Annotated in this window: 13 protein-coding genes; 8 read left to right on the top strand and 5 right to left on the bottom strand. The window is 71.8% G+C overall.

Annotated features, from left to right (window positions below; translation table 11 throughout):
- Positions 1–7: 7 nt before the first annotated feature.
- A complete protein-coding gene (locus tag ACF08W_RS16720; protein WP_352278784.1) occupies positions 8–1,078 on the bottom strand; it encodes a right-handed parallel beta-helix repeat-containing protein in 1,071 nt (356 codons plus the stop codon).
- Between the two features lie 110 nt (positions 1,079–1,188).
- Positions 1,189–2,817, bottom strand: a complete 1,629-nt coding sequence (locus tag ACF08W_RS16725) for an acyl-CoA synthetase (RefSeq protein WP_392279673.1) — start codon at positions 2,815–2,817, stop codon at positions 1,189–1,191.
- Positions 2,818–2,983: 166 nt separating this feature from the next.
- Here ACF08W_RS16725 and ACF08W_RS16730 point away from each other — a divergent pair, with 166 nt between their 5' ends.
- The 5 genes from ACF08W_RS16730 to ACF08W_RS16750 all read left to right on the top strand — a co-directional run bounded on the left by ACF08W_RS16730 (position 2,984) and on the right by ACF08W_RS16750 (position 7,737).
- Positions 2,984–3,784 (top strand): crotonase/enoyl-CoA hydratase family protein, encoded by an 801-nt coding sequence (locus tag ACF08W_RS16730; protein ID WP_366291580.1) that lies wholly within the window; start codon positions 2,984–2,986, stop codon positions 3,782–3,784.
- A gap of 15 nt (positions 3,785–3,799) precedes the next feature.
- A complete protein-coding gene (locus ACF08W_RS16735; RefSeq protein ID WP_392279674.1) occupies positions 3,800–4,747 on the top strand; it encodes a Zn-ribbon domain-containing OB-fold protein in 948 nt (315 codons plus the stop codon).
- Entirely contained in the window at positions 4,748–5,800 is a 1,053-nt protein-coding gene (locus ACF08W_RS16740) for a thiolase domain-containing protein (protein ID WP_385212317.1), read from the top strand.
- Positions 5,793–6,959, top strand: coding sequence for a thiolase domain-containing protein (locus ACF08W_RS16745; protein ID WP_366291589.1), 1,167 nt, complete (start codon positions 5,793–5,795; stop codon positions 6,957–6,959). Before ACF08W_RS16740 ends, ACF08W_RS16745 begins: the two co-directional genes overlap by 8 nt.
- A 277-nt stretch (positions 6,960–7,236) precedes the next feature.
- Complete coding sequence (locus ACF08W_RS16750) at positions 7,237–7,737, top strand: hypothetical protein (RefSeq protein ID WP_352278775.1); 501 nt, start codon at positions 7,237–7,239, stop codon at positions 7,735–7,737.
- A gap of 101 nt (positions 7,738–7,838) precedes the next feature.
- Here the strand turns inward: ACF08W_RS16750 and ACF08W_RS16755 are convergent, their stop codons facing one another.
- On the bottom strand, positions 7,839–10,052 hold the full coding sequence (locus ACF08W_RS16755) for a germacradienol/geosmin synthase (RefSeq protein WP_392279675.1): 2,214 nt from the start codon (positions 10,050–10,052) through the stop codon (positions 7,839–7,841).
- A 382-nt stretch (positions 10,053–10,434) separates the two neighbouring features.
- On the opposite strand from ACF08W_RS16755, the gene ACF08W_RS16760 reads away from it, so the two are divergent.
- Together ACF08W_RS16760 and ACF08W_RS16765 are read left to right on the top strand one after the other, a co-directional pair.
- Positions 10,435–11,766 (top strand): N-acetylmuramoyl-L-alanine amidase, encoded by a 1,332-nt coding sequence (locus ACF08W_RS16760; protein ID WP_392279676.1) that lies wholly within the window; start codon positions 10,435–10,437, stop codon positions 11,764–11,766.
- Positions 11,767–11,811: 45 nt separating this feature from the next.
- Complete coding sequence (locus ACF08W_RS16765) at positions 11,812–12,081, top strand: hypothetical protein (protein ID WP_392279677.1); 270 nt, start codon at positions 11,812–11,814, stop codon at positions 12,079–12,081.
- A gap of 120 nt (positions 12,082–12,201) precedes the next feature.
- On the opposite strand, the gene ACF08W_RS16770 is transcribed toward ACF08W_RS16765, so the two are convergent.
- Positions 12,202–13,323 carry an aminoglycoside phosphotransferase family protein gene (locus ACF08W_RS16770; RefSeq protein ID WP_352278767.1) on the bottom strand — a complete coding sequence of 374 codons (1,122 nt, stop codon included), beginning with the start codon at positions 13,321–13,323 and terminating at the stop codon, positions 12,202–12,204.
- Between the two features lie 230 nt (positions 13,324–13,553).
- Between ACF08W_RS16770 and ACF08W_RS16775 the strand changes: the two genes are divergently transcribed.
- A complete protein-coding gene (locus ACF08W_RS16775; RefSeq protein ID WP_385212306.1) occupies positions 13,554–15,053 on the top strand; it encodes a hypothetical protein in 1,500 nt (499 codons plus the stop codon).
- Between the two features lie 53 nt (positions 15,054–15,106).
- Here the strand turns inward: ACF08W_RS16775 and ACF08W_RS16780 are convergent, their stop codons facing one another.
- Complete coding sequence (locus tag ACF08W_RS16780; RefSeq protein WP_392279678.1) at positions 15,107–16,639, bottom strand: PP2C family protein-serine/threonine phosphatase; 1,533 nt, start codon at positions 16,637–16,639, stop codon at positions 15,107–15,109.
- Between the last annotated feature and the right edge of the window lie 245 nt (positions 16,640–16,884).

The raw sequence follows: 16,884 nt of genomic DNA on the forward strand, positions 1-16,884 counted from the left end.
GCACCGGTCAGCACATCCCGGCCGGTGCGGACGTGGCGCAGGTGTTGGCGGTGAAGGTGTTGCCCTTTCCGGTGTCCCCGTTGGTGAGGTCGGCCGGCTTGTTGTCGAGGACGACGTTGTCGCTGATGGTGTTGTTGGTGTTCTTGGTGCCCACGAAGCTCTTGAACAGGACGACGCCGCCGGACATCGGGGAGGTCCCGGCGTTGTCGCGGACGGTGTTGGCGCGGACCCGGGTGTCCGCGGCGCCGGTGAGCACGATGCCGGAGCCCTGGAGGGCCGACAGCCGCTCGGTCGCGGCGCAGAACTTGTTGTTGCCGGTGACCGTGTTGGACTCGATGGTCATGGCCCCGGCCTGCGGCCGCCCCTCGTCGCCCACGACGAACATTCCGGTGCAGTTGGCGGTGACCCCGTTGTGGTGGACGGAGAGGTTGCGCACCCGGCGGGCGGTGAGGCCGATCCGGTTGTCCGACAGGGCGTTGTGGCTGACCTCGGTGCCCCCGGTGTCGGTGGCGCCGCCCTCCTCGTCGACGGTGTTGGCGACGAAGATGCCCGCGTCGCCGTTGGAACGGGCGGCGTTCTCCGTGAACAGGGCGCGGGTGGAGCGCTCCTGGGCGATGCCCCAGACACCGTTGTGCTCCGCGGTCACCCGGCGCACGGTCAGCCGGTCGGTGCGGGAGGACCAGACCCCGCTCTTCTTGAACCCGGAGACGGTCAGCGACTCGACCCGGACGCCGTCCGTCGTGCCGCCCGCCGCGCCCAGGACGCAGACGCCGTTCCCGGCCTTGGCGCAGGCGTCGTCGGCGGCCCGGGTGCCCGGTTCGGCCGGACGGATGACGGTACGGCCGCCGGTGCCGCGCAGGGTGAGCCCGGAGGTGGTGATCCGTACGCTCTCCCGGTACGTGCCGGGCAGGACGAGGACGGTGTCGCCCGGCCGGGCGGCGTCCACCGCCCGCTGGATCGATTCGCCCGGACGCACCACCCGCGCGGTGGGGGCGGACGCGGAGGGCGAGGCCATGCCCACGGCCGCGGCGGAGAGCGCCGCGACCGGGACCAGGATGGTGATGGTTCGTTTCCTCATGAATCGAAGCTATGGGCGATCCGACCCGGTTGCCACACAGCGTGAGCGGATGGGTTCGGAGCGTGCCCGAATGGCTTACGCGGGCGGCCCGGACCGGTGGTCGGACAGGCTCACGCCCCGGGCTCCCGCCCGGGCGCGACGACCGAGCGGGCCCACCGGTAGTCGGCCTTGCCGCTCGGCGAGCGCTGGATGGTCCGGGCGATCACCAGCCGACGGGGGATCTTGTAGCCGGCGAGCCGGGTGCGGCAGTGCGCCTGGAGCTCGTCCAGCGTGGGCTCGGCCGCTCCCTCGCGCAGCTGCACCACCGCCGCGACCCGGTTGCCCCACCGCTCGTCGGGGACCCCGGCGACCAGCACGTCGTACACGTCCGGATGGGCCTTGATGGCCTGTTCGACCTCCTCCGGGTACACCTTCTCGCCCCCGGTGTTGATGCACTGCGAGCCCCGGCCCAGCACCGTGACGATCCCGTTCCCGTCGACCGTCGCCATGTCCCCGAGCAGTACCCAGCGCTCCTCGCCCCGGCTGAAGAAGGTCTCCGCCGTCTTGTCCGGGTCGTTGTAGTAGCCGAGCGGCACGTGTCCGCGCTGGGCCAGCCGCCCCGGCTCGCCCGGGGCCACCGGCTCGTGCGTCGCCGGGTCGACCACCGCCGTGCGGGAGTTGACCTGGAGCCGGAACCCCTTCTCCGGCCCCGAGTCGGCCGTCGCGGTGCCGTTGAAGCCGGACTCCGAGGAGCCGAAGTTGTTCAGCAGCATCACCGTCGGCACGAGCTCCTGGAACTCCGCCCGCACCGAGTCCGACATGATCGCGCCGGAGCTGGACACGGAGAACAGCGACGAGCAGTCCGTCCCCTTCAGCGGACCGCGCAGCGCGTCGATCAGCGGCCGCAGCATCGCGTCGCCGACCAGCGACACACTGGTCACCTTCTCCTTCTCGATGGTGCGGAGCACCTCCTCCGGCGCGAACCTGCGGTGCACCACGACCCGCTGCCCGAAGTTGAAGCCGATGAAGGCGGTGAGCGTGGAGGTGCCGTGCATCAGCGGGGGAGTGGGGAAGAAGGTGATCCCCTCGCCGCCCGCGGCGACCCGCTCGGCCAGCTCCTGCGGGGACTTCACCGGCTCCCCGGTCGGCGCGCCCCCGCCGAGGCCGGAGAAGAAGAGGTCCTCCTGGCGCCACATCACCCCCTTCGGCATGCCCGTGGTGCCGCCGGTGTAGATGATGAACTGGTCGTCGGCCGAGCGCGGCGGGAAGCCGCGCTCCGGGCTTCCGGACGCCTCCGCGTCGGTGAACGCGACCGCCTCCGGCCCCGGTGCCCCCGCCGCCGGGGTGCCCACTCGCACCAGATGGCGTAAGGCCGGGGCCTTGGGCGCGGCGGCAGCCACCCGCTCGTCGAACTCGGCGTCGAAGACCAGCGCGGTCAGGTCCGCGTCACGGTAGAGGTAGGTCAGCTCCTCCTCCACGTAGCGGTAGTTCACGTTGACCGGGACGATCCGGGCCTTCAGGCAGGCCAGCACGGTCTGGAGGTACTCCACCCCGTTGTAGAGGTGCAGCCCCAGGTGCTCGCCCGGCGCGATGCCCGCCTCGATCAGGTGGTGGGCGAGGCGGTTGGCCGCCGCGTCCAGTTCCGCGTAGGTCAGTCTGCGCTCCGCGCCCGTACCGGGGTGGTCGAGGTAGACGAGCGCCTCCCGTTCCGGGACCGCGTCGACGACCGACTCGAACAGGTCGGCAAGGTTGTACTCCACCCACTCCTCCTGACCCCGGAAGCTGACTGGCTCGGCGGTCATTAGAGCGCCGGTGGACGCAACTGTGAAGAGGTCCCGCCGAAGAAATCTGACTGCCTGTCAGAAAACTATTGAACTGGCACCCCGCCTACTGCAACCTGTTCCAGGTCTAGACGGGAGGCCGACAATGACTGGTACGGAACACCTCGGCGTACGGCGCGAGGGCGCCACGCTGGTGCTCACCCTGAACAGGCCCGAGGCGAAGAACGCCCTGTCGCTGGCGATGCTGGTCGGGCTGTACGACGGCTGGCTGGAGGCGGACGCCGACGACACCGTCCGCTCCGTCGTGCTGACCGGCGCGGGCGGCTGCTTCTGCGCCGGGATGGACCTCAAGGCCCTGGCCGGCAAGGGCATGGCGGGCGAGCAGTACCGGGACCGGATGACCGCCGATCCCGATCTTCACTGGAAGGCGATGCTACGCCACCACCGTCCCCGCAAACCGGTGATCGCCGCCGTGGAGGGCCACTGCGTCGCCGGCGGCACCGAGATCCTCCAGGGCACCGACATCCGCATCGCCGGCGAGGGCGCCACCTTCGGCCTCTTCGAGGTGAAGCGCGGCCTCTTCCCCATCGGCGGCTCGACGGTGCGGCTGCCGCGCCAGATCGCCCGGACGCACGCCCTCGAAATGCTCCTCACCGGACGCCCGTACAGCGCGCCGGAAGCCGCCGCCATCGGCCTGATCGGCCGGGTCGTCCCCGACGGCACCGCACTGGAACACGCTCTCGAAACCGCCGAGCGGATCAACGCCTGCGGCCCGCTCGCCGTCGAGGCCGTCAAGGCGTCCGTCTACGAGAGCGCCGACCTGACCGAGACCGAGGGACTGGCCGCCGAACTGAAACGCGGCTGGCCGGTCTTCGCCACCGACGACGCCAAGGAAGGCGCCCGCGCCTTCGCCGAGCAGCGCCCGCCCGTCTACCGGCGCGCCTGAGCCGAGGAGATCACCGTGCCCGAAGCCCTCAGCGCACCGCTGGTGGTGGAATTCCCCTTCACCCGCTCCCTCGGACCCGTCCAGAGCGCCTTCCTCACCGGACTGCGCGAACGCACCGTCCTCGGCGTCCGCACCACCGGGGGGAAGGTCCTGGTCCCGCCCGTCGAGTACGACCCCGTCACCGCCGAGGAGCTCAGCGAGCTGACCGAGGTCGCCGCCACCGGCACCGTCACGACCTGGGCCTGGAACCCCGCCCCGCGCCGCGCCCAGCCCCTCTCCACCCCCTTCGCCTGGGTCCTGGTCCGGCTCGACGGCGCCGACACCGCCCTGCTGCACGCCCTCGACGCCCCCGGCCCCGACGCCGTGCGCACCGGCATGCGGGTACGCGTCCGCTGGGCCGCCGAGCGGACCGGAGCCATCACCGACATCGCCTGCTTCGAGCCGTACGACGGCGAGGACACCGGACAGGCCGCCACCCCCCACGACGGCGTCTTCGCCGACCCCGTCACCGGCATCGTCACCCCCGCCCGGCTCGACTACCGCTACACCCCGGGCCGCGCCCAGAGCGCCTACCTCGGCGCCCTCGCCGACCGGCGCATCGTCGGCGAACGCTGCCCCTCCTGCCACAAGGTCTACGTCCCGCCCCGCGGCGCCTGCCCCACCTGCGGAGTCGCCACCACCGAACAGGTGGAGGTCGGCCCGCGCGGCACCGTCACCACGTTCTGCATCGTCAACATCAAGGCGAAGAACCTGGACATCGAAGTGCCGTACGTCTACGCGCACGTCGCCCTGGACGGCGCGGACCTCGCCCTGCACGCCCGGATCGGCGGCATCCCCTACGACCAGGTGCGCATGGGCCTGCGCGTCGAGCCCGTCTGGACCGAGGACGGGCGCCACCCCGACCACTACCGGCCGACCGGCGAGCCCGACGCCGACTACGACGCGTACAAGGAGCTGCTCTAGATGCGAGACGTGGCGATCGTCGCCTTCGCGCAGACGGACCATCTGCGCCGCACCGACGAACTCTCCGAGGTCGAGATGGTGATGCCGGTGCTCCACCGGGTCCTCGACGCGACCGGCCTCCGGACCAGCGACATCGGCTTCACCTGCTCCGGCTCCAGCGACTACCTCGCGGGCCGCGCCTTCTCCTTCACCATGGCGCTCGACGGCGTCGGCGCCTGCCCGCCGATCTCCGAGTCCCATGTCGAGATGGACGGCGCCTGGGCCCTGTACGAGGCCTGGGTGAAGATCCGGACGGGACAGGCCGACACCGCACTCGTCTACTCCTACGGGAAGTCCTCGCCCGGCCGGGTGCGGGACGTCCTCACCCGCCAGCTGGACCCCTACTACACCGCCCCGCTCTGGCCCGACTCCGTCGCGCTCGCCGCCCTCCAGGCCCAGGCGCTGATCGACGCGGGCGACACCGACGAGGCCGCCCTCGCGGAGATCGGCCACCGCAGCCGCGCCGACGCGGCCGACAACCCGCACGCCCAGCTCAGGACGGCCGCCCCGGCCGGGGAGTACGTGGTACGGCCCCTGCGCACCGGCGACTGCCCACCGGTCGGCGACGGCGCCGCCGCCGTCATCCTCGCCGCCGGTGACACCGCACGGGCCCTGTGTCCCCGGCCCGCCTGGATCCGCGGCATCGACCACCGCATCGAGCCGCACGGCCTCGGCGTCCGAGAGCTGACCGACTCGCCCTCCACCCGGCTCGCCGCCACCCGCGCCGGGGCCTTCGAGCGCCCCGTGGACACCGCCGAGCTGCACGCCCCGTTCACCTCCCAGGAGGTGGTGCTGCGCAAGGCGCTCGGCCTCGACGGGAAGGTGCGGGTCAACCCGTCCGGCGGCGCCCTGGCCGCCAACCCCGTCATGGCCGCCGGGCTGATCCGCCTCGGCGAGGCCGCCGCCCGCATCCATCGCGGCGAGTCCGACCGGGCGCTCGCCCACGCCACCTCCGGGCCCTGCCTCCAGCAGAACCTGGTCGCCGTCCTCGAAGGGGAGAACGCCCATGCCTGAGGAGCCCGTGGCCGTCGTCGGCATCGGCCAGACCAAGCACGTCTCCGCCCGCCGGGACGTCTCGATCGCCGGACTGGTCCGCGAGGCCGCCGTCCGCGCCCTGGAGGACGCCGCACTGACCTGGGCGGACATCGACGCCGTCGTGATCGGCAAGGCCCCCGACTTCTTCGAGGGCCTGATGATGCCGGAGCTCTACCTCGCCGACGCCCTCGGCGCGGTCGGCAAGCCGATGCTCCGCGTCCACACCGCGGGCTCGGTCGGCGGTTCCACCGCACTGGTCGCCGCCAACCTGGTCGCCGCCCGCGTCCACCGCACCGTCCTCACCCTCGCCTTCGAGAAGCAGTCCGAGTCCAACGCCATGTGGGGGCTCTCGCTGCCCATCCCGTTCCAGCAGCCGCTGCTGGCCGGGGCGGGCGGCTTCTTCGCCCCGCACGTCCGGGCGTACATGCGCCGCACCGGCGCCCCCGACACGGTCGGTTCCCTGGTCGCGTACAAGGACCGCCGCAACGCGCTCAAGAACCCGTACGCGCACATCCACGACCCGGACATCACCCTGGAGAAGGTCCGGTCGGCCCCGATGCTCTGGGACCCGATCCGCTACTCGGAGACCTGCCCGTCCTCCGACGGGGCCTGCGCCATGATCCTCACCGACCGGACCGGAGCGGCCCGCTCGCCCCACCCCCCGGCCTGGGTGCACGGCGGCGCCATGCGCAGCGAGCCGACGCTCTTCGCGGGGAAGGACTTCGTCTCGCCGCAGGCTGGCCGCGACTGCGCCGCCGACGTCTACCGCCAGGCCGGCATCACCGACCCCCGACGGGAGATCGACGCCGTGGAGATGTACGTGCCGTTCTCCTGGTACGAGCCGATGTGGCTGGAGAACCTCGGCTTCGCCGACGAGGGGGAGGGCTGGAAGCTCACCGAGTCCGGGGTCACCGAGCTCGACGGCGATCTGCCGGTCAACCCCTCCGGCGGGGTGCTCTCCACCAACCCCATCGGCGCCTCCGGCATGATCCGCTTCGCCGAGGCAGCGCTCCAGGTACGGGGACGGGCGGGCGAGCACCAGGTGCCCGGCGCCCGCAAGGCGCTCGGTCACGCGTACGGCGGCGGCGCGCAGTTCTTCTCCATGTGGCTGGTCGGGGCCGAGCCCCCCACCGGCTGAGACCCTGCGGGGCGGCCTCCGACCGGGCGGCCACGTCCCGGCGCGCACGCTCCCGGCGCTGTCGGAACGCCGCCGCGAGCCCGCTCCGGCGCCTTGGAACCGCGCGCACCGGACCGCGTCCGCTCACCGGTCGAAGGTCACCCGACAGGCTCCGGGACCGCCCCCGCGGGCGTCCACCGCGCGGGGGCGGTCCCGGAGCGGGCCGGCGGTGCCGTCCGGCTCCGTCCCCGCGCGGGCCCGGCGCCGCGAGGCGGGCCCGGACACGTAACATGGCCCCATGTCCTTCCTCCGCCGCCGTAGCGCAGCCACACCCGCGGGCCCCGACTTCGACGTCCTGGCCATGGACCCGGGTGACTGGCCCGGAAACCTGGGCGCCGGTCTGCTGCCCGCGCCCGACGGAAGCTGCCAGGGCGTCTTCCTGCGCTACGACCTCTTCGGCGGCCGCGGCCCCGCGATGATCATCGGCAACCTCCCGGAGGGCTCGCCCGCCCGCGAGACCGAGGAGGGCCAGGCGCCGTTCGAGGTCGCCCAGCTGCTCCTCGCCCTGGAGAACGACGAGCCCGTCGAGGTCACGGGCACGGAGGACATCCCCGTGATGCAGGGCGACAACCTGCTGATCGTCCGCCGGATCAAGCTCTCCGAGAGCCGCATCTCCTGCGTCCAGTTCGACCGCAGCGACGGTGTGCTCGTCACCATCGCCAGCTGGGACCGGCCGATCACCGACGATCTGTACACCCTGCTGAAGCCGCTGCCCGCCGAGCTGTTCCAGCAGGGCTGAGCCGGGCCCCGGCCCGGCCGAAACGGTCCTGCCCGTCGGCCGTCCGCACCCGGACGGCCGACGCCGTGTTCCTGGCCCCGGGCCCGGTCCGAAGGACAGCCCTACACACCGGCCGCGGAGAACGGGGCGAAGAGCGTCGTCACCCGCGCCGCCGAGACACCGAGCCCTGTGGGGCCGCCGGTGTGCCACGGAGCCGCGTTCCCGCGCCGCAGGTCCTCCTCGCGGTAGCGGCGGCAGCCCCGGTGCCAGATCAGGATGCCCGCGAGCCAGTTCCGCAGCTCGCGCACGTACCCGGCGAGCACCTCGCGCGCCTCGGAGTCCAGCCCGAAGTCGTCGTAGAGGGTGGGCAGTTCGTGATCGGCCACGTGGAGGAACTGCCTCAGCCGCGACTCCATCAGGTCATGGACGACCGCCACCCCGGTCGGATAGTCCACCCCGAAGAAGTTCTGCACGACCAGCACACCGTTGTGGATCTCGCCCTCGTACTCGATCTCCTTCTGGTACGAGAAGAGGTCGTTGAGCAGGCAGGCGTAGTCGGCCGCAGCGTTCTCCAGCGAGCGCATCGGACCGCTGCGGTAGACCTCCGGCGGAACCTTCCGGCCGTGCCCGAGCCGGCACAGGCTCATGGTGAGGTCGGAGCCGAAGGTCGCCCGCCGCATCTCGATGTAGTCCACCGGGTCGGGGATGCGGTTCTGCGCCTGGTTCGCCAGCTCCCAGTTCCAGCTGGCGGTCATCGCCTCCACGGCCGCGCGGAAGGTCCGGCGGCCTTCCGGGTCCATCGGGGCCGAGGTCCTCGCCCAGAGGTCGGCGAGCCCGCGCTCCAGGGCGTTGACCGGTTCCGGCGTCCCGGCCCCGTCCAGGGGCATGAAGAGCGACAGGCGTTCGTTGGCGATCCGGGCCCCGTGCAGATCGCGGGTCCGCCCGTGCACCACCGGGAACCAGTCGTCGCCGTACGTCCCCCACGTCAGCCACTGCGAGGCGAGGTCCAGTTGTTCGGGCGTCGCGTCCGGGTGGATGCCCGCCGCGCACAGCGGGAGGTCGTAGGCGAGGAGCCGTTGCCGGTCCCAGATGTGCGAACCGGGCACTCCCGGTTGCGGTGACAGGATGCCCGTCCGCTCCGCCCAGTCGACGATCCGGCACCGGGCACCCTCCAGGTGCGGGCTGAGCGTCGTGTTGAAGGGCAGGCGGAAGTCGGGCAGCAGCGACGGGCCGACACGCTGGCGGGGCAGGTGGCCGTGGCTGCGCAGCCGGGCCGCCTCCGCGCGCACCGGAAGGCGGATCGACGCCGCGGCCATCCCGAAGGCGGTGGTGCCCGCCCCGGCCGCGCCGTCGTTCATGTAGCGGCTGGAGCGCATGTGCCACTCGTGACCGCCCGATTGCCAGTCCTGGAGCCCCTTGACGTACGCCACCAGCGAGGCGGCACGGACCGGGTCGAGCCCCTTCTCCGCACAGAGCGGGCCGAGTTCGGTGAGCGCGGTGTTCTCGAACTGCTGGAGCCGGGAGGTCAGCAGGTCGTTGACGGCCTCGGCGGCCTCCTGGGTGGAGCAGCCGAGGAAACGTTCCAGGACCAGCACACCGTTGCTGTTCTCGCCCTCCTCCTCGACCTCCCGCTGGTACGAGAAGAGGTCGTTGCGCAGATGGACGGCGTCGGAGAAGGCGTCCCGCAGCACCCGCAGCGCCCGCTCGTCCGCCACCTCCTCGGGGACCTCGGCGCCCGCCGCGTACTCCACGAGCCCCGCCGACCAGGGGGCCCCGCCCACCTTGCGGCGCATCTCGATGTACTCGACGGGGTTGGCGACGCGCCCCTCGTCGATGTTGGACAGCTCCCACAGCGACTCGTTGAGGAGGTTCTCCGTCGCCTCGGCGAACCTGGCCCGCCAGGCGTCGGACATGCTCGGGACGGTGCGTCTCCACAGGTCGGCCAGCCCCGCCTCGACCGGGTTCTCCGGCTCCGGCGTCGCGGCTCCCCGCTCCATCGGCATGAAGGCGGGCAGCCGGTCCAGGTACCGCTTGGCGCCCGCCCGGTCCGGCGTGCGCTTGAACAGCTCCAGGAAGTGGTCGTCGAAGAAGAAGACCCATACGTACCAGTCGGTGACCAGGGACAACGCCTCGGCCGAGCAGTCGGGATGGGTGTACGCGCACAGCAGCGCGTAGTCGTGGGAGTCGATGTCCCGCTCCTCCCAGACACCCGAGCCCTCCACCATCCCCATGCCGCGTGCCCACCGCTTGGTGTGGGTCCGCGCCTCCTCGACATGGGCGTTGAGCCGGGCCGGATACGGAACGTAGAAGTCCGGCAGGGTGAAGGGCTGAGCCATGTGCGTCCGGTGCCTTTCCTGGACCTCCGCGCGAAACACCGCGCGGGAGTGATGGTGTCGGCGCGAGCACTACCCTTCGACTGTTCGAGGTACACACATCCGGGGTTAGTCATATAAAGCTAGTGATATACGGCGTCGCGCGGAGGGTGGCGGACGCCCCGCGGAGCCGTCGCACCCCCGGCAACGAACGGCCGGTCTTTGCCAGTTGATCTTCCTCTCGCAGGTCAGACGCCCTGTCAATGGTCTGGTCCACTGGCTCGCCCGCTGACCGCCACCGATCTCTTGACGTGCTGTCACCTCAGGTCGGAGAGTGTGCGCGCACGGCGGAACGGTGAGATCGGATCGCACACGGCTCGTACGTACGGCTCCAAGAAGGGTTGTCATGACGTCGAAGAAGAGGACCGGAATCGCGCTCGCGCTGACAGGTGTCGGCGCGCTGAGCATGGCGCTGCTCAGCCCCGCGGCGCAGGCCGGTGCGGACGGGGTGCGACCGGAATGCCCGCGCACCCTCGACTGCGACTGGGTCCCGGCGGCGTACCAGCAGACCGGCGACCCGGCCGACAAGGAGACGTACGGGAACTACGACACCGCGGACCGGCCGAACACCAACAAGATCAAGTTCATCGTTCTGCACGACACCGAGGAGGACTTCGACACCACGCTGAAGATCTTCCAGAATCCGCTGAAGCAGACCTCCGCCCACTACGTGGTGCGCTCCTCCGACGGCCATGTCACTCAGATGGTGAAGAACAAGGACGTCGCCTGGCAGGCGGGCAACTGGTACGTCAACAGCCACTCCATCGGCATCGAGCAGGAGGGCGTCGCAGTCGAGGGCGCCACCTGGTACACCCCCGAGATGTACCGCTCCACCGCCCGGCTGGTGCGTTACCTGGCCGCCAAGTACGACATCCCGCTCGACCGACAGCACATCATCGGCCACGACGGGGTCCCGCCCACCAGCGCGTCCGGCACCAAGAACATGCACTGGGACCCGGGCACCTACTGGGACTGGAACCGCTTCATGAAGCTGCTCGGCAGGCCCACCGTGCCCAGCGCCTCCAAGAAGAGCGAACTGATCACCGTCGGAACGGACTTCAAGCAGAACAAGCAGGCCTTCCGCGACTGCGAGAAGGGCGTCGACCTGCCGGTCCAGGGCTCCAGCGCCGTCCCGCTCCACACCGGCCCCTCCGAGGACGCCCCGCTCTCCTCCGACCCGGGCCTGCACACCGACGGCTCGCCCGGCACCAACTGCGCCGCCGACTGGGGCAGCAAGATCAGCGCCACCCAGCAGGCCGTCGTCGCGGACCGGGCCCCCGGCTGGACGGCGATCTGGTGGTACGGCCAGAAGGCCTGGTTCCGCACCCCGGCCAAGGACCGGGTCACCGTGCCCACCGCCGGACACGTCGTCAGGCCGAAGGCCGGCCGCACCGACGTACCGGTCTACGGCGTCGCCTACCCGGAGAAGTCCGAGTACCCGGCGGGCTTCGGCGACCAGCGGGTGGGCGCGCCGCTCCAGTACACGATCAAGGCGGGGCAGTCCTACCCCGGCGGCGGCGAGGCGCCCACCGGCTTCTTCTACTCGCCGACGATCGACTCCTCGTACCCCTTCGACCACGCGTACTTCAGCGGCAAGGAGAAGTACGTGACGGTGCAGATCGGCCACCGCATCGCCTTCGTGAAGGCGTCCGACGTGGACATCGTCCGCACCCGCTGAATCCCTCCCGCACCCGGGTGTCCGTCCGAACAGAAGGAGAGGCTCATGCAGAAGCTGACCAGGACCGCCGTCACCGCGGCGGCGGGAGCCGTCATGGCGCTCGCGCTGACCGGAGCCGGTGCGGCCCTCACCGTGGCGACCGCCTCGGCCGCCGCGGCGGCCGAGACCGGGGCGCAGGGCTGGGAGTTCGCCGGCGCCTTCGACACCCAGCAGGAGTGTGTCGCGGCCGGGGACGCCGGTGTCGCCGCCGGAAGCTGGACGAACTACCGCTGTGTCCTGTTCGAGGCCCGCTGGGACCTGATGATCCCCGCGTGACGGCCCGACGGCCCGGGTACCCCGCCATCTGACGGGTGTGCGGCGGGGTACCCGGGCCCCGGACCCCGGGGCCGGTATGTCGGCACCTTGCCCCGAGGCCCGCATCCCCCCGGAGCAGGGTCAGCGCGTACCGACCGCGGCACGCACGGCCCTGCGGGCCATCGCGCAGTCGTCGTGCAGCCGGCGCAGCAGCAGCCGCTGCTCCTCGCTCGACGACAGCGCACCCGGACGTTCCTGCCCGGGCCCCGGGGCGGCCGAGTCGCGCATGGCACGCTGCACGGCCGTCTCGTACGTGCGGATCTCCCCGGTCAGCACCAGCATCAGGTTCACCAGGAAGGCGTCCCGCGCGGCGGGGCCCGCGGCCTGCGCCAGCTGGCTGATCTGCCGCCGCGCCACCGGGGCGTCGCCCAGCACCGTCCAGAGCGTCGCCAGGTCGTAGCCGCGCAGGTACCAGCCGGCGTGCTCCCAGTCCACCAGCACCGGACCGGCGGGCGACAGCAGGATGTTGGAGAGCAGCGCGTCACCGTGGCAGAACTGCCACATGTCCTGACGGCTGCTCGCGTGCGCCAGCCCGTGCAGCAGCTTCTGCAGGTCGCCCAGATCGCGGTCGGTGAAGAGCCCCAGCTCGTGGTAGCGGGAGACCCTGGCGGCGTAGTCGAGAGGGGCCCCGAAGAGGCCGGGGGCCGGCCGCCAGGCGTTGACCCGGCTGATCGCACCGAGCGCGGACCGGATGTCGGCCCGGGGCGGCGCCTCCGACGGATGCCTGCTCAGCGCCGCGACTCGGCCGGGCAGCCGCTCGATCACCAGTGTGCAGTTCTCCGGATCGGCCGCGATGAGACGCGGCACGCGCACCGGCGGGCGGTGCCGGACGAACGCACGGTATGCGGCTATCTCGTGGCGGAACCGCTCCGACCAGGCGGGCGAGTGGTCCAGTAAACACTTGGCGACCGCGGTGGCCCGGCCCGTGGAGCCGACCAGCAGCACCGAGCGGCCGCTGCGCCGCATCACCTGGACCGGGTTGAACTCGGGACAGATCCGTCGCACCGAGGCGATCGCCATCCTCAACTGGGCCCCCTGCGGGCCGGACAGGTCCAGCCGGCCGCTGAGCGGGGGACCCGCAGGCCGCCGCGGCCGGACCGTGCCGGGCGCGGACGGATGCGGAGCGAGGTACGGCCCGCCGCCCGCCCCCAGAGGGCGGAGCGGCCGGGGCGGGGCGGTCACGGAGGACGATGCTGTGTACATGGGGGAGACAGATCCCTTCGCGCGCCGACAAGTTGCGTGCACCGCCCCGCCGGCGGCCGGTCGGCACCCTGGGGAGTACCGAGGGCTGCCGGGCGGGGTGGCGCTTTCCTACCTGACACCTGGCGCCGGGTGGCAGACCATCTGGCGCACCCTGGCGAACGGTGGCGAATTGGCGCAGGGCGTCTGACAGGGCGTTACTGTCGAAACAGCCGAGAACCTGGGGGCTTGACGTGACCGGAGAACCCAACACCCGCCTGTCCGACCTGTTCGGCCTCGCCGGCTGGTCCAAGGGCGAACTCGCGAGAATGGTGAACAGGAAGGCGGCGGCCATGGGCCACCCCCAACTGGCCACCGACACCTCGCGGGTGAGGCGGTGGATCGACATGGGGGAGTGCCCCCGCGATCCCGTGCCCAAGGTGTTGGCGGCCCTGTTCACCGAGCGGCTCGGTCGTGTCGTGACCATCGAGGACCTCGGGTTCGACCGGCGCGGGCGTGCGGGGAAACGGCGGGAGGCCGGGACGCAGGAGAATCCCGACGCGCTTCCGTGGGCGCCCGACCGGACGGCAGCGGTCCTCACCGAATTCACGGGAATGGACCTCATGCTCAATCGACGCGGCTTGGTGAGCGCGGGCGCCGCGCTCGCCGCAGGATCGACCATCACCGGCCCCATGCACGACTGGCTGCACTCCGACCCCGTACTGGCTGCCGACGCGCCAAGGACCGACGACCCGCTGCACGCGGACCCGGCCGGTTTCGACCGGTACGAGGCCGCCCCCATCGGGTCGGACGAGATCGAGGCGCTCGAACGGTCCGTGGAGGTGTTCCGCGCCTGGGACGCCTCGCGCGGGGGCGGACTCCAGCGCAAGGCCGTGGTGGGCCAGCTCAACGAGGTGGGCGGCATGCTCGCCTACCGTCACCCCGACCATCTGCAGCGCCGCCTCTGGGGCGTCGCGGCCAACCTCGCGGTGCTCGCGGGCTGGATGTCCCACGACATCGGCCTCGAACCCACCGCCCAGAAGTACTTCGTCATCGCGGCACACGCGGCGCGCGAGGGCGGCGACCGCCCCCGGGCGGGCGAGGCGCTGTCCAGGGCGGCCCGCCAGATGGTCCACCTGGGCCGCCCCGACGACGCCCTGGACCTGATGAAGCTCGCCAAGTCCGGCTCCGGGGACATGGTCCTGCCGCGTACCCAGGCGATGCTGTACACCATCGAGGCGTGGGCGCAGGCATCGATGGGGCGCGGCCAGGCGATGCGGCGCACCCTCGGCAAGGCGGAGGAGCTCTTCGTCTCCGACAAGAGCGATGTCCCACCGCCCAGTTGGATGCAGATGTTCGACGAGGCGGACCTGCACGGCATGCAGGCGCTGGCGTTCCGTACGCTCGCCGATCACGAGCCCTCCGCGGCGATCACCGCCCAGCGCCACGCCAAGCAGGCGCTGGAGCTGAGGGCCAACGGCCGTCAGAGGTCCAAGATCTTCGACTACATCTCGCTCGCCTCGGCATGCTTCATCGCCGACGACCCGGAGCAGGCGGACCGGTACGCCCGGCTCGCCCTCATGTCGATGGGCGAGACCTCCTCGCACCGCACCTGGGACCGGCTGCGCGAAATGTACCGGCTCACCGGCCAGTTCGCGGGATACACGAAGATCGCGGACCTGCGCGAGGAGATCAAGCTCTCCCTGCCGCAGACCTCGGTCGTCAAGCAGCCGAGGCGTACCTCGCAGATCTGAGGGACGGCCCGGTCGTACGGGGTCGTGGTCGTGGGCGGGCATGCCCACGTGTGTCAGTGTGCCGTGCCGTCCGGCGTCATGCGGTTCCGGGTGGGCGAGGCCATGTGCGTGGCTGCGGACGTGGTGTCGTGCTGTGGTGCCCCGACACGGGCGACCAGTACACAGGCGTCGTGCAGAGGCAGGTCGTCACCGAACGCCGCGACGACGGCCCGCAGGCATTCCTGCGCGGTCCGGGCTTGCGCGAACAGGGGGGCCAGCGCCAGCAGGGCCTCGGGGCCGGTGGCCCGGTCGCCCCGGCGGTACAGCGCGTCGGTGTGCAGCACCAGCACATCGCCGGGCAGCAGCCGTGCTTCGTCCTGTTCGTAGACGACCCCGGAGGCCGCGCCGAGCAGGACACCGTCCGGCGCGGGCAGCGGACGGCCCGTTCCCTCGCGGAACAACAACGGTGCGGGGTGACCGGCCTGTGCCCAGGAGAGGGCGCCGGTCGCCGGATCGAACCGGCAGCACAGCGCGCTGCCCAGAGCGGATTGGACGGAGGACTCCAGTAACTGGTTGAGATGCCCCATCAGCGCACCCGGACCGATGCCGGCCAGGGCCATCCCGCGCAGCGCGCCCAGCAGCATCGCTGTCGACGAGGCGGCGCGGACGCCGTGACCGGTCAGATCGCCGACGGCCAGGAAGATCCTGCCGTCCGGCACCGCCAGTGCGTCGTACCAGTCACCGCCGAGGTGCGCGCTCGACCCGGAAGGGAGGTGGTGGGCGGCGAGGTCCAGCGCGTCCGGCTCCCGGGAGGGGAGGCGCAGCGTGCCCCGCCACGGAGGCAGCACGGCCTCCTGGAGCTCGACGGCCATGCGGTGCTCGACCCGCGCACGGTACTCCCGGCGGCGCAGCGAGTCGTGGCTCCGGTGCAGCGTCTGCTCGCTGCGCCGGAGTTCGCTGACATCGCGCAGGACGGCCCACATGGCGACGGTGCGGCCGTCCGGATCGAGGACGGGCTCGCCCGTCATGTGGAGGGTGCGCATCCCGCCGTCGGGCCGCAGGATGTGGAACTCGCCGTCTATCGGCCTGCCGTCCACCAGGCAGTCCGTCATCAGTGAGCTGAGGAGCGGCTGGTCCTCGGCAGGGAGTACGGACGGCAGCTCGTCCAGCGGGAGCGGCCCGGCCCCGGGGGACCTGCCGAAGATCTGGAACAACTCCTCCGACCAGCTCACGTCGCCGGTGAGCAGATCCCATTCGGCGCTGCCCACACGGCCGATCAGCGAGCCCGGCCTCGGCATGCCGCGCTCCGGCGTGCCCGGCACCGCCCTCGGCGCCGGGACCTCCGTGCGGCGTTCGGGGGCTGCGGACGGCGGGCCCTCCCTGAGCTGGTCCAGATGGGCCCCGAGATTCTCCAGGTGGTGGACCGCGAGATCGTAGAGCGCGCGCCGCCAGCGCAGCTGGGGGTCCTCCTCGTCGACCAGCGCCGTGCCCCGCCGTACCGCGTCCACGTCGCCGCGGAGCCGACGGGTCCGGCTGATCAGCGCGTCCACCGTCTCGTGCTCGGGCGGTTGTGGGGCGGGGCGGTCCGCGGACAGGGGGGAGGGCATCTCGTACTCCGATACAGGCGCGGTACGACCAGGTCCGAGAGGTGGACCGAAGACGACTGTCGCACAGCCGGGGGGAGGCCGTAAGGGATTTGGCGACACTCGATGCGCTGTTGCCTGCGGAATATGCCACGGGCTGTACAGGCGGCTGCTTACTCGAACGCCCTTGCTGTCTACGGACGTTGGCGCAAGTCAATCGGTGTGTTCGGGGCGATCGGCCGGGGTGGCCGCCGCATCCGGGCTTGCGT

The sequence above is a fragment of the Streptomyces sp. NPDC015144 genome, assembly GCF_043079735.1.
Classification (GTDB): domain Bacteria; phylum Actinomycetota; class Actinomycetes; order Streptomycetales; family Streptomycetaceae; genus Streptomyces.